We start from the raw sequence: 11,356 nt of genomic DNA, 5'->3' as shown, positions 1-11,356 counted from the left end.
CACTTCATGTTCAAACCTCTACGTCACACCGGCATGGCTGCGCTATGCGCCGCGCTGCTCGCGATCAGCTGCGGCGGCGCATTCGCCGCGGACCTGAAAAGCGGCCTGAAGATCGCGTTCGTGCCGAAGCAGATCAACAACCCTTATGAAGTGATCGCCGACGACGGCGGCCTCTCCGCGATCAAGGAGTTCGGCGGCGTGGGCAAGGCGGTGGGGCCGTCGGATGCCGGAGCATCGTCGCAGGTGTCGTATATCAACACGCTGATCACGCAGCGCCAGGACGCGATCGTGATTGCCGCGAACGATGCGAACGCGGTCGTGCCGTACCTGAAGAAAGCGATGGGCCAGGGCATCAAGGTCGTCACGTTCGACTCCGATACCGCGCCCGAAGGCCGCCAGCTGTTCGTCAATCAGGCGAACGCTGAGGGCATCGGCCGCGGCCAGGTGCAACTGGTCGCGAAGCTGATGGGCGGCGAGGGCGAGTTCGCGATCCTGTCCGCGACGCCGAACGCGACCAACCAGAACACGTGGATCAAGTGGATGCAGGAGGAATTGAAGAAACCGGAGTACTCGAAGATCAAGCTCGTCAAGATCGCGTACGGCAACGACGACGATCAGAAGTCCTTCGTCGAAACCCAGGGCCTGCTGCAGGCCTATCCGAACCTGAAGGCGGTCGTCGCGCCGACGACGGTCGGTATCGCGGCGGCGGCGCGCTACATCTCGTCGTCGTCGAGCAAGGGCAAGGTGGCGGTGACGGGCCTCGGCACGCCGAACCAGATGCGCGCGTTCGTGAAGAACGGCACCGTGACCGCGTTCCAGTTGTGGGACCCGAGCGAGCTCGGCTATCTGGCCGCGTACGCGGCGGCGTCGCTCGCGTCGGGCAAGATTTCGGGTAAGGAGGGCGAATCGTTCGACGCGGGCAAGCTAGGCAAGCGCACGATCGGCGCGCAAGGCGAGATCATTCTCGGGCCGCCAACCACGTTCGATGCGAGCAATATCGACAAGTACAACTTCTGAGCTTCGGCGGCGCCGACTGTCCACTCGACCGCCGTCGGCGGCGCGTGGGCAGTTAGCGCATCAGTACGAGCGTTCGCGTGCGGTCTGCTCAGCGGCGGATCGCGAAACGCTGTCCATACGCGGCGGGCGATGATCCGCTTCCCCACACCTCACCATCGATCAATACCCGTGTCACATCCTCGCCAGGCACCCGCACGTTCACCCGCGCGGCGGCCTCGCGATACAGCTGCGTCTGGTTGATGCGCGCGGCGATCGCTTCGTGATCGTTGCGTGCGTCGATGATCCCCCAGCGCTCGAACTGCGTAAGGAACCACGCACCTTCGATTGGATGCGGATAGTTGACCGCGCCGTCGTCGAAGAAGCGCATCGGCAGGCGGCGCGGGTACGCCGTGTCGACCCGGTCGCCAAGCCGCGCTGCGATCAGCGATTCGTCGATACCGATGTAATCGGACCGCGCGAGCCAGCGCGCAATTTCGTCGCGGTGCCCGGCGCCGTCGAGCCAGCGGCACGCTTCGAGCACGGTCTGCACGAGCGCGCGTGTCGTGCGCGGATGCGCGTCGACGAAATCGCGGCGGCAGGCGAGCACTTTCTCCGGATGCTCGGGCCACACCTCGCTCGTATAAGCGATCGTTGTGCCGACGCCATGCGCCTCGGCCATCGCATTCCACGGCTCGCCGACACACAGGCCGTCGAGCCGGTCTTCGGCGAGCGCCGCGACCATCTGCGGCGGCGGAATCGCGACGCTGTCGATGTCGCGCAACGGATCGACCCCTTGCGCCGCGAGCCAGTAGTACAGCCACATCGCGTGCGTGCCGGTCGGGAAGGTGTGCGCGAACACCGGCTTGCGGCCGAGCGTCGCGAGCGCCTCACGCAAAGTCCCGTGCTTCGCGAGCGCATCGGCGAGCCGGTTCGACAGCGTGATCGCCTGGCCGTTGCGGTTCAGCACCATCAGCACGGCCATGTCGGTGCGCGGTCCGCCGAGGCCGAGCTGCACGCCATACACGAGCCCGTAAAGCGCGTGCGCGGCATCGAGATCGCCCGACAGCAGTTTGTCGCGCACGGCGGCCCACGACGGCTGGCGGCACAGTTCGAGCGTGAGTCCATGCGCATGGCCGAACTCGAGCAGCTTCGCGGCGATCAGCGGGGCCGCGTCGGACAACGCGACGAAGCCGAGCCGCAGGTGGGTCTTTTCAGGCGGCTCTGCAAAGGCCGCCGCGGTGACGGAAGTGGCTGGATTCATGAGCGCATCATTTGAGCGAGGCGGCCGACGCGACGACCTCGCGCGCGACCTCGGCGAGTTTGACGCCCTGGTTCATCGCGCGTTTGCGCAGACTCGCGTAGGCGGCCGGTTCGGTGAGTTTCTGCTGATCCATCAGCAGGCGTTTCGCGCGATCGATCAGCTTGCGCTCAGCCAGTTCGTTTTCGGCCTGCGCGAGCCGTTCGCGCAATTGCGACTCCTGCGCGAAACGCGCGAGCGCGACTTCGAGGATCGGCGCGAGCCGCTCGGTCGCGAGGCCTTCGACCAGGTACGCGGTGACGCCCGCGTTGACCGCTTCGCGGATCAGTTGCTGGTTCGCGTCGTGGCTGAACATCAGCACGGGGCGCGGCGCGGTCGCGTGCATCACGGCGAGCTGTTCGAGCGTATCGCGCGACGGCGACTCCGTATCGATGATGATCACGTCGGGCCGCTCGTCCTGCACCGCGCGATGCAGCGCCTGCGGCGTCGCGGTGCCGGCGAGCATTTCGCAGCCGAGACAGGCGAGCGCGTCGCGCAGATCGCCGATGGGTTTGTCGGTGTCGGTGACAAGAAGAACGCGCAGCATGGAGTCAGGGGAAGGGACATCTGACTACCGGTAAAGCAATGGATATGCCAGTCATCGCGCGATGGGGATTGGCGACGTGTGTGAGCAGCGTGCGCGCGCGCAAATGGCGCGGGCAAATCGGGATTTTTGTGACGATCGCCGCGAATCGTCCGCGAACGAGATGTGCGGCTATCTCGATCGCGCTGCACCGGCACGGGGCACGCAGGACAGCGGACGCCCGATGCACCGAAGCGGCGCATCGCATACAAAGCGGTCGAAGGCTCGAAGCCTCAAAGCCAGCGCGAATAACTGCGTGGCGAAAACAGCAAGGTCACCGCCATCATTGCGGCGATGCAGCCGGCGAGCATGATCCACGCGGCGGCGAACCCGCCGCTCCAGCCGCGCACGATCCCGGCCACGAGCGGCGTGACGGCCGCGACGATGAAGCCGACGCCCTGCGTGAACGCGACCAGCTGGCCGGCCACGCGATGATCGCTCGAATGATCCATCGCGGTCACGAGCGTCAGCGAAAACACGCCGCCGAGCCCCGCGCCCGCGATACCGACCCACAGCAGCGGCGCGGCGTCGGGCAGTGCGATCAGGCCGAGCACGCCGGCCAGTTGTGCCGATAGCCCGAGCATCAGCCACGGGCGGCGATCGCGGAACGACGCGGCGGCCAGCGGCAGCAGCAATGCCGACGTGGCCTGGAAGACCGTCATCGCAGCGAGCAGCGAGCCGCTCGCTGCGACGCCCGTGCCGCGCTGCTGATAGAACGCCGGCAGCCACGCGACCAGACTCGTATAACCGCCATTGACGATGCCGAAGTACAGGCCGAGCGTCCACGCGCGCCGCGTGGTCCACGGCGAGAACGCCGACGCGGGCACGGCAGAGGTGCGCAGCGTGGCGGGGGCCAGCGCATGCCGCCGCGTCAACAGCCACCAGCACGCGAGCGCGCCACAGGCCGGCAGCGCCCACACCGCGAGCCCCGCGTGCCACGTCTGCATTGCGCGGCTGACCCACGGACCCAGACTCGCGCCGAGGCCGCCTCCGCCCATGATCGACGCGGAGAACACGCCCATCGCGAGCGGCACGCGGGCGTGGAAACGCTGCTTGATGACGGCGGGCAGCAACGCCTGAATCGCGGCCACGCCAGCGCCTGCGAGCAGGGCCGTAGAAAGCAGCGTGAAGCCGCTCGACGCAATCCAGCGCGCGGCGCACGCAAGCGCGATCGCGGCGAGGCCGAGCGCGACTCCGCGCGTTTCGCCGACGCTGCGCGTCAACGCCGCTGCGCCGAATGCGCCGACGCCCATCGCGACGACCGGCAGGCTGGTCAGCAATGACGCGCCGTAGAAGCTCAGGCCGGTCGCGCCGCGAATCGTGGTCATCAACGGGCTGATCGAGGTCAGCAGCGGACGCAAATTGATGCCGATCACGACGATCGCGCCGAGCCACGCGAGGTCGTGCCATGTGAGCGCGGAGCGGGCGCGGCTTGCGGAGGTACTGTGAGGAGTAGCGCTGGTGGGCGAATTCATGGCGAGCCTGAGAGCCGGACTGCGGGAAAACGTTGCAGTCTGCGTTTTGGTCAACCATAGTAACTTAAAATGGTTAACCATTTTCCCGAATGACCGGTATAAGCAGCGGCGTAGCCCGGCAGATTGGCGTCGTGCGCGGGGCATCGCTAGAATGCTGCGGCGTTGTTCCGTTCTTGTTTTCCACCGTCTACGGTCACTGAAATCATGGCTACGCGTTCCTCGCGTTCTTCCTCCGCAGAATCCGCTCCGACCGAACCCCCCGCGAGCGGCGACGCCTCGCCGAGCGTCGAAGAGCGCATTTACGCGTCGATTACCTCGGCCCTGCTGCAGGGGCGTTTGCGGCCCGGTGCGCAACTGGTCGAGCGCGATCTCGCGGCCGCGTTCGGCTGCACGCGCGGCGCGCTGCGCAAAGTGCTGGCGCGGCTAGGCTTCGAAGGCAAGCTCGTGCTCGAAGCGAATCGCGGCGCGTTCGTGCCGTCGCCGTCGGAGGAGGACATTCGTCAGGTGTATCGGGCGCGGCAGATCGTCGAGGCGGGCATCGTCGCATCGCTGTGCGGGGCGCTGAGCGGCGCGCATAAGCGGCGCTTGCGCGCGCATGTGCGTAGCGAGGAAAAGGCGCTGCGCGCGGGCGCCATCGATGAATCCGTGCGCCTGGCCGGCCAGTTTCACGTACTGCTGACGGAGCTGGCGGGCGGCACCGAGTTGCTTGGACTGGTCGGGCAACTGGTCGCGAAGACGGAGCTGTACAAGGCGCTGTTCGACCCGTCGAAAGGTTCGAGCTGTTCCGCCGATGAGCACGCGCGGATCATCGACGCGCTCGATGCCGGCGACCTGCAAACCGCGTTGACGGCGATGCGCGAGCATCTGTCGGAGCTGGAGGAGCGGGTGGTCGAGCAGGTGCGCAAAAGCGCGGATGGGGAGGATTTGGGGGCGGTGTTCGGAGTGTAGCGAGACGCGCTGCGACGTGCGTGGTCGCCGAAGCGGCGCGCCGCCAGATTTCAGTCAAGACGCCGCGCGTTCGTTCAGGCAGGACGCGGAGTCGGAAGGTATAACGCGAGTCTGTAGGGCCTCGCGCTGACTCTTGATGCTCGGGCGGGCTGCCCGCGTCACCTGCATGGCATCGCAGGTACGCTGGGCGGCGCCGTCACCACTGCTTATCTACGCCGCGCACCCTGCGACGCCGGCCGTGGCGCGCCGCCGCCGCTCGGGCGTTCGTCCTTGTGGCGGAAATTGATCCGTCCCTTGGTCAGGTCGTAGACCGACATTTCGAGCGTCACGCGATCGCCCGCGAGAATACGGATATGGTTCTTGCGCATGCGTCCGGACGCATAAGCGCCGACCACGACGCCGTTGTCGAGCGTCACGCGGTAGCGGCTATCGGGAAGCACTTCGTCGACGATACCGTCAAGTTCAATCAGTTCTTCTTTCGCCATGCATCACTCCTGGTCGATGGGATAAAGGGGAAATCGGCCGCGGGCATTGCGAGCGGCGCGACTGTGGATTCGTTGGAAAAGCAGCGGCGCCCGCAAGCACGCTGCGCGACATGAGTGACGCGCCGATGACGCCGCTCAAAGATCGGTGACCGACTGACCGCTCACCTGGCCGTCGATCAGCCGTTCCGCATGCGCCATGCACGCGATGCGCGCCTTGCCCATGCCGTCGAACGGAAACAGATACTGCAGACGGAACACCCGGCCGTCGGCCGCCGGATTGGCGCCGACGCGGCAGATCCGCACCGACGCGTCGTAACCGGCGCCAGGATTGCGGATCGCTTGCGCGCCCGCCGCGCGGCGCGGATAGACGAGCGGGTGAATTTCGTAACCCTTGTAGGTCCTGACTGCTGAATTCATGAAAACGTGTCCTGTATTGCGTGGTCCGCGCGCCGCGTGCGGGGCGCTGCTTGCGGCAACGTCTCCTCGAGGCGTCGTGACGCGGACCGGCGGCGCAGCACCAATGGGCGCGCCGCGATGAAAATGGTTGGCACAGGCCTGCTAGACCCGGCGGGCTCAATGACAATGGCTCGAGCGGTCGCGCGAAAACGCGGATTCGACCGAAAACGCTGAAGCGGCGCGCCGATTCGTGCGCCGGGCGCATGATGCTGAACCGCTCGGTGTACTTCTCGCGGCGGCGAATGCGGACGTCGCATTGCCGGAGTGACGGGATCGCCGATAAGGGGCGGTCGAACTGTCGGGGGTGGTGCGGCGATGCCGGGTTGAGACTGCCTGGTGCTGCCAGTGCTATATGGGTGCGAGGTGCAACTATTGCAATATGATGCCTGAAATAGGCCTGATTGGATAGTGCAAACTTCAGCACACGGCCGGACCGCCCGCCTGACGGGGCTTCGCGGGCGTCAGCGCGACGTCTCGGCGACGCGCTTCTGCAATTCGCGCGCGGCTGCCAGCGGCAAGCGCGCATCGTTCCAGCTGGCCAGCCATTCGACTTCCTTCGCCGTGAAGACCTGACCATAGTTGCGCAGTGCGTACTGCAGCGAATCGATGATGTGATTACGAATGATCTCAGGCGTACGCGTGTCGTCGAGCACGGCGCGAAGCGCTTCGAGTGTGGCCATCGGTTGGCTCCGGACGGTTGGATGTCGGTGGATCAGTGTTTATCGCACGAAAAAAATGCGCTCGCGAGATCGACAAAATTGCCGTCTGGCGTCGATTCGCGGCGCCCGCGCGAGGCCGCTACAATGGCGGCTTCCTGAATGGCGGACCGAGCATGCGCGCCGAAGCCTGCTGCTGGCATCTGGCAACTGGCATCCGCGATCGCGCGCCGCCTCCCTCGAACCTCGCGTTTTTTCCATGCGCAACCCGAACGTGTCTCCTGTCAAAGACCTGCTGTTGAAGCGCTACGCGCCGATCGCCGACGGCATCGCCGCGCTGCTCTATCCGTGCGCCGAAGTGGTAATTCACGATCTGCGCGATCAGACCATCGCGTATCTGGCGAACAATCTGTCGCGGCTCGAGGTGGGCGCGCCGTCGGTGCTCGACGACGCGCACTTCGCGGCGCGCGGCCAGACCATCGGTCCCTACGAGAAACTGAACTGGGACGGCCGCCGCATGCGCTGCGTGAGCAACATCCTGCTCGACGACGATGGCCGGCCCGCCGGCATCCTGTGCGTGAACTTCAATATCGCGGTGTTCGAGGATGTGCGCTCGACGCTCGATCTGTTCATCAAGGGCGGCACGATGACGGACGCGCCCGGCGACGATCTGTTCCGCGACGACTGGCAGGACCGCATCAACACGTATCTGCACACGTGGTTGCGCGACCGGCAGATCGGCATCAATGCGCTGACGCGCGAGCACAAGCGTGAAATCGTCGAAGCGCTGCACGCGCAGGGCGCGTTTCGCGGCCGCAGTTCGGCGAACTACGTCGCTGCGGTGCTAACGATGGGTCGCGCGACCGTCTACAAGATCCTGAAGCAGATGAAAGAGGGCGGCTGAGCTCAGGCGCGCCGTGCTTGAAAATGCTTCGATGACGCCCAAAATAAGGACATACGCGATGCGCTACCGACACTACAAAGGCGGCATTTAGGAGCTGGTCTGCGAGGCCACGCTCGAATCGGATCCGACGGTCACGATGATCGTCTACAAGGCGGCCAATGGTACGATCTGGACCCGTCCAGCGACGGTGTTTTTCGAGCTGGTCGAGCAGGACGGCGTCAAGGTGCGGCGCTTCGCGCCGCTCGATGAGTTCAACAACGAAGCAGATGCGTCCCGCTCGGACTAACGCATGCTGCCTTAACGACAGGAACAGGAAAACCGAATGCGTCTTTTGCTTGCCATCATTCTGCCGTGGTTGCAGTTTTTCACGATCGGCCGTCCGTTTGCGGGCATCATCTGCCTGATTCTGCAAATCACGGTGATCGGCTGGGTGCCGGCGGCCATCTGGTCGGTGTATGCGCTGAGCCAGTACAACACGGACAAGAAAATCGCCCGCGCGATGGGCAACGGGCGGTAACACGCGGCGTCTGAAGCCGTCGGCGAGTGTGGGCGCGTCGCGCTCACGCTCGCGCCATCATTCACCTCACCGGTATCACGACCGCATCTGGAACTTCGATCACCACGTCGGTTTCCGCGATCGCCACGCACGGCAGGATATAACCGTCCGCCTTTTCCTCACGGCTCACACCGGGCCATTCGATCGAATAGCGCACACGCCCCGACGTCATCCGGCACAAGCATGTGCGGCACGTGCCATTGCGGCACGAACGCGGCAAACGCAGATTTGCGAATGCGGCGGCTTCGAGAATCGTCAGCGAATCGGGCGCTTCGAAGCTCTGGCCGAGCGGTTCGACGCGGACTACAGGCGGGCGGGTGGGGGCGGACATCGTGCGGGTCGGTTACCAGGTGCGCGACACTTTACACGGGATCGGACGCCGCTTGATGCCGCGCTGCAACATAGGCAAATCAGTCGCATCTTCAAGAAAAAATCGGGGAAATCTTGCACCTCGCCCGAACTCGTCTAAAGTGAATCAATTCACCTCCGCGTGGCGCGAACTGACTATGCCGCCTTGAGGTGACGGCCCGCGTCGACTGCATGGGACAAGGAGGAACTAGCGGCTGACGCGATAGCAAACAATCGGCGCGCGCATTACCCGAGCGCATCGCGTGCGCACTCTTCCAGGTGACTCCCATGCAGATCCAATTTCCGAACGAAGCCCCTGAATATTCAGGTCGCGAACTTACTTTGGCGTTTCCGGCAATGGTCGATGGGCAGAGGGTGGAGTGCATGATCACCGCGGAAGCGCTCGAGGATCACTTCGGCGCCGCGTCCCCCCGGCAGGAAGACATGATCGTTGCGTTCGACACGCACCGGCCGCGCATCGAGGCCGCCACGCGCCGGCTGTTGTCGGAAACGCGCGCGCAGTGTCTGGTGCTCAGAAGCGGCTACGTGCGTTTTTACGAGGCGAACTGGCGTAACTGACTGCACGCAGCCGGCCGCATCGCTTTCAAATGATCCGCCGCAGCGCCCGATCCTTGAACACCACATGGTGCGCGATCGCCGCGAGCGCATGCAGGCCGATCACCCAGTAGAACACGTTGCCAAGCCACTCGTGTGCGTCCTTCAACAGCGGCCGCGCGATCGAATCCGCTCGCACCAGCGTGAAGCTGATGTCCGTCCAGGCGAGCGACACCGGCCGCCCGCCCGCGTTGACCATCAGAATGCCGAGCAGCGGCTGCGCGAAGATGAACACATAGAGCGCGAGGTGCGCGGCGCGCGCGACAAAAGCGAGCAGCTGGTTGTTTTCGAGTTCGTCCGGCGCGCCAGCCCACAGTCTCCATAGCAGCCGGAGCACGGCCAGCACGAGCACCAGCGTGCCCGCCCAGAAATGCACGCCGGTCCAGAACTCGCGGCCCTCGGAGCCGCGCGGTCCGCGGATTTCGATGGCCAGATAGGCCAGCGCCACCAGCAGAAAAATCATCCAGTGGAAGAAAATCGCGGGCCTCGTGTAGCGGTCCGTCGTGCGGTTATATGAGGACATGGCGGCTCCTGGGGCGGCGACCCGTGTCGCTGCGACCCGGGCGATCGTCGTTCGAAAGATCGGATGATAAACGGTCCCTGAACCCGACGACACATTCGCCCCCGGCCCCGCAACATCCTCACTCGCTGCCGAGATAGAAATATCGGAACAGGAAAATCGCCGCGATGATCCATACGACCAGCTTCACCTGGCGCGCCTGGCCCGTCAGCAGCTTGAGCGCCGCGTACGAAATGAAGCCGAACGCGACGCCGTTCGCGATCGAGTAGGTGAACGGCATCAGCAGCGCGGTCAGCGCGGCCGGCACCACTTCGGTCGCGTCGTCCCACGGCAGGTCGACCAGTTCGCGCAGCATCAGGCACGACACATACAGCAGCGCGGGCGCGGTCGCATACGGCGGCACCACTTCGGCGAGCGGCGCGAAAAACAGCGCCGCGACGAACAACAGGGCGACCGTGATCGCGGTCGCGCCGGTACGGCCGCCGGCCTGCACGCCCGACGCGCTTTCGATATACGCGGTCGTCGACGACGTGCCGAGCATCGAGCCAGCCAGAATCGAGGTGCTGTCGGCGAGCAGCGCGCGATTCAGCCGATGCATCTTGCCTTCGACGAGCAGCCCCGCGCGGTTCGCGACACCCATCAGCGTGCCGGTCGCATCGAACAGCTCGACGAGGAAGAACACCAGTACGACGTTCAGAATCCCGCTCGACAGCGCGGTGCGGATATCGAGCTTGAACAGCGTCGGTGCGATCGACGGCGGCATCGACAAGACGCCGTGAAACTGGTTGCCGCCAAAGAAAAAGCTCAGGATCGTCACGCCGACGATACCGATCAGGATCGCCCCGCGCACGCGCAGATGATCGAGCGTGACGATGCCGAAGAAGCCGATCGCCGCGAGCACGACGTGCGCGTCATGCAGATTGCCGAGCGTGACGAGCGTGGCCGGATTGCCGACCACGATGCCCGCCGACTTCAGCGAAATGATCGCGAGAAAGAGGCCGATACCGCCGGTGATCGCGATCCGGATCGAATGCGGGATGCCCTTGACGATCACCTCGCGCACGCGGAACAGCGTGACGATCAGGAACAGGCAGCCGGAGATGAACACCGCGCCGAGCGCGGCCTCCCACGTGTAGCCCATGCCCTTGACGACCGTGTACGCGAAGTACGCGTTCAGGCCCATGCCGGGCGCGAGCGCGATCGGGTAGTTCGCGTAAAGCCCCATGATCAGCGACGCGAGCGCGGACACGATGCAGGTCGCGACGAACACCGCGCTCTTCGGCATGCCGGCGTCGCCGAGAATCGCCGGGTTCACGAAGATGATGTAGGCCATCGTCAGGAAGGTGGTCACGCCGGCTAGCACTTCGGTGCGCAGGTTGGTGTCGACGGCGTCGAAGCCGAAGTAGCGTTTGATCGAGTCCATGGGGCGGGTTTCTCTTTCGTCGTTCGGAAAGTGTTTTTGTGATTGAGGCAGTCTCCGCGCGGCCCCGGCAAAACAGGCCGCGCGGCGGTGTTAC

At 65.0% G+C, this 11,356-nt stretch carries 15 protein-coding genes; 6 read left to right on the top strand and 9 right to left on the bottom strand.

The window, feature by feature from the left end:
* The first annotated feature begins 6 nt into the window (after positions 1 to 6).
* The gene (gene rhaS, locus QFZ94_RS04080) at positions 7 to 1,017 is read left to right on the top strand and encodes a rhamnose ABC transporter substrate-binding protein (RefSeq protein ID WP_429455671.1); all 1,011 of its coding nucleotides are present in this window, start codon (positions 7 to 9) and stop codon (positions 1,015 to 1,017) included.
* An 88-nt stretch (positions 1,018 to 1,105) separates the two neighbouring features.
* Here rhaS and QFZ94_RS04075 read toward each other — a convergent pair whose 3' ends face one another.
* The 3 genes from QFZ94_RS04075 to QFZ94_RS04065 all read right to left on the bottom strand — a co-directional run bounded on the left by QFZ94_RS04075 (position 1,106) and on the right by QFZ94_RS04065 (position 4,351).
* A complete protein-coding gene (locus tag QFZ94_RS04075; protein WP_368581917.1) occupies positions 1,106 to 2,257 on the bottom strand; it encodes a CmpA/NrtA family ABC transporter substrate-binding protein in 1,152 nt (383 codons plus the stop codon).
* A 7-nt stretch (positions 2,258 to 2,264) separates the two neighbouring features.
* Positions 2,265 to 2,840 carry an ANTAR domain-containing response regulator gene (locus QFZ94_RS04070; protein WP_368581918.1) on the bottom strand — a complete coding sequence of 192 codons (576 nt, stop codon included), beginning with the start codon at positions 2,838 to 2,840 and terminating at the stop codon, positions 2,265 to 2,267.
* Positions 2,841 to 3,109: 269 nt separating this feature from the next.
* Positions 3,110 to 4,351, bottom strand: coding sequence for a cyanate transporter (locus tag QFZ94_RS04065; protein ID WP_368581919.1), 1,242 nt, complete (start codon positions 4,349 to 4,351; stop codon positions 3,110 to 3,112).
* A 204-nt stretch (positions 4,352 to 4,555) separates the two neighbouring features.
* On the opposite strand from QFZ94_RS04065, the gene QFZ94_RS04060 reads away from it, so the two are divergent.
* A complete protein-coding gene (locus tag QFZ94_RS04060; protein ID WP_429455670.1) occupies positions 4,556 to 5,299 on the top strand; it encodes a GntR family transcriptional regulator in 744 nt (247 codons plus the stop codon).
* Positions 5,300 to 5,505: 206 nt separating this feature from the next.
* On the opposite strand, the gene infA is transcribed toward QFZ94_RS04060, so the two are convergent.
* The 3 genes from infA to QFZ94_RS04045 form a co-directional block, all read right to left on the bottom strand.
* A complete protein-coding gene (infA, locus tag QFZ94_RS04055; RefSeq protein ID WP_008924062.1) occupies positions 5,506 to 5,784 on the bottom strand; it encodes a translation initiation factor IF-1 in 279 nt (92 codons plus the stop codon).
* Positions 5,785 to 5,919: 135 nt separating this feature from the next.
* Positions 5,920 to 6,201 (bottom strand): hypothetical protein, encoded by a 282-nt coding sequence (locus tag QFZ94_RS04050; RefSeq protein WP_429455669.1) that lies wholly within the window; start codon positions 6,199 to 6,201, stop codon positions 5,920 to 5,922.
* Between the two features lie 500 nt (positions 6,202 to 6,701).
* Positions 6,702 to 6,920, bottom strand: coding sequence for a hypothetical protein (locus tag QFZ94_RS04045; protein WP_368581922.1), 219 nt, complete (start codon positions 6,918 to 6,920; stop codon positions 6,702 to 6,704).
* A 235-nt stretch (positions 6,921 to 7,155) separates the two neighbouring features.
* On the opposite strand from QFZ94_RS04045, the gene QFZ94_RS04040 reads away from it, so the two are divergent.
* From QFZ94_RS04040 to QFZ94_RS04030, 3 genes are all read left to right on the top strand, one after another.
* The gene (locus QFZ94_RS04040) at positions 7,156 to 7,800 is read left to right on the top strand and encodes a helix-turn-helix transcriptional regulator (protein ID WP_429455668.1); all 645 of its coding nucleotides are present in this window, start codon (positions 7,156 to 7,158) and stop codon (positions 7,798 to 7,800) included.
* A gap of 94 nt (positions 7,801 to 7,894) precedes the next feature.
* Positions 7,895 to 8,086 (top strand): DUF1653 domain-containing protein, encoded by a 192-nt coding sequence (locus QFZ94_RS04035; RefSeq protein WP_429457697.1) that lies wholly within the window; start codon positions 7,895 to 7,897, stop codon positions 8,084 to 8,086.
* Between the two features lie 36 nt (positions 8,087 to 8,122).
* Positions 8,123 to 8,317, top strand: coding sequence for a YqaE/Pmp3 family membrane protein (locus QFZ94_RS04030; RefSeq protein WP_013092013.1), 195 nt, complete (start codon positions 8,123 to 8,125; stop codon positions 8,315 to 8,317).
* Positions 8,318 to 8,378: 61 nt separating this feature from the next.
* Here QFZ94_RS04030 and QFZ94_RS04025 read toward each other — a convergent pair whose 3' ends face one another.
* Positions 8,379 to 8,687, bottom strand: a complete 309-nt coding sequence (locus QFZ94_RS04025; protein ID WP_410848319.1) for a 2Fe-2S iron-sulfur cluster-binding protein — start codon at positions 8,685 to 8,687, stop codon at positions 8,379 to 8,381.
* A gap of 305 nt (positions 8,688 to 8,992) precedes the next feature.
* Between QFZ94_RS04025 and QFZ94_RS04020 the strand changes: the two genes are divergently transcribed.
* Positions 8,993 to 9,283 carry a DUF1488 domain-containing protein gene (locus QFZ94_RS04020; protein ID WP_013092011.1) on the top strand — a complete coding sequence of 97 codons (291 nt, stop codon included), beginning with the start codon at positions 8,993 to 8,995 and terminating at the stop codon, positions 9,281 to 9,283.
* Positions 9,284 to 9,308: 25 nt separating this feature from the next.
* Here QFZ94_RS04020 and QFZ94_RS04015 read toward each other — a convergent pair whose 3' ends face one another.
* Both QFZ94_RS04015 and QFZ94_RS04010 read right to left on the bottom strand, forming a co-directional pair.
* Positions 9,309 to 9,842, bottom strand: coding sequence for a cytochrome b (locus QFZ94_RS04015; RefSeq protein WP_429455667.1), 534 nt, complete (start codon positions 9,840 to 9,842; stop codon positions 9,309 to 9,311).
* 118 nt (positions 9,843 to 9,960) lie between these two features.
* Positions 9,961 to 11,262: an NCS2 family permease gene (locus QFZ94_RS04010; protein ID WP_429455666.1), complete on the bottom strand. Its 1,302-nt coding sequence runs from the start codon at positions 11,260 to 11,262 to the stop codon at positions 9,961 to 9,963.
* Positions 11,263 to 11,356: the final 94 nt, after the last annotated feature.

This window comes from Paraburkholderia sp. JPY465 (assembly GCF_050436725.1).
Classification (GTDB): Bacteria; Pseudomonadota; Gammaproteobacteria; order Burkholderiales; family Burkholderiaceae; genus Paraburkholderia; species Paraburkholderia youngii.
This window is presented reverse-complemented; position numbering and strand designations above follow the sequence as displayed.

Coding starts and splice junctions, on each gene's coding strand:
- QFZ94_RS04065 (WP_368581919.1), bottom strand. CDS start 4,351: ATGAATTCGCCCACCAGCGCTACTCCTCACAGTACCTCCGCAAGCCGC.
- QFZ94_RS04075 (WP_368581917.1), bottom strand. CDS start 2,257: ATGAATCCAGCCACTTCCGTCACCGCGGCGGCCTTTGCAGAGCCGCCT.
- QFZ94_RS04060 (WP_429455670.1), top strand. CDS start 4,556: ATGGCTACGCGTTCCTCGCGTTCTTCCTCCGCAGAATCCGCTCCGACC.
- QFZ94_RS04030 (WP_013092013.1), top strand. CDS start 8,123: ATGCGTCTTTTGCTTGCCATCATTCTGCCGTGGTTGCAGTTTTTCACG.
- QFZ94_RS04070 (WP_368581918.1), bottom strand. CDS start 2,840: ATGCTGCGCGTTCTTCTTGTCACCGACACCGACAAACCCATCGGCGAT.
- QFZ94_RS04015 (WP_429455667.1), bottom strand. CDS start 9,842: ATGTCCTCATATAACCGCACGACGGACCGCTACACGAGGCCCGCGATT.
- QFZ94_RS04040 (WP_429455668.1), top strand. CDS start 7,156: ATGCGCAACCCGAACGTGTCTCCTGTCAAAGACCTGCTGTTGAAGCGC.
- QFZ94_RS04045 (WP_368581922.1), bottom strand. CDS start 6,920: ATGGCCACACTCGAAGCGCTTCGCGCCGTGCTCGACGACACGCGTACG.
- QFZ94_RS04020 (WP_013092011.1), top strand. CDS start 8,993: ATGCAGATCCAATTTCCGAACGAAGCCCCTGAATATTCAGGTCGCGAA.
- rhaS (WP_429455671.1), top strand. CDS start 7: ATGTTCAAACCTCTACGTCACACCGGCATGGCTGCGCTATGCGCCGCG.
- QFZ94_RS04010 (WP_429455666.1), bottom strand. CDS start 11,262: ATGGACTCGATCAAACGCTACTTCGGCTTCGACGCCGTCGACACCAAC.
- infA (WP_008924062.1), bottom strand. CDS start 5,784: ATGGCGAAAGAAGAACTGATTGAACTTGACGGTATCGTCGACGAAGTG.
- QFZ94_RS04025 (WP_410848319.1), bottom strand. CDS start 8,687: ATGTCCGCCCCCACCCGCCCGCCTGTAGTCCGCGTCGAACCGCTCGGC.
- QFZ94_RS04050 (WP_429455669.1), bottom strand. CDS start 6,201: ATGAATTCAGCAGTCAGGACCTACAAGGGTTACGAAATTCACCCGCTC.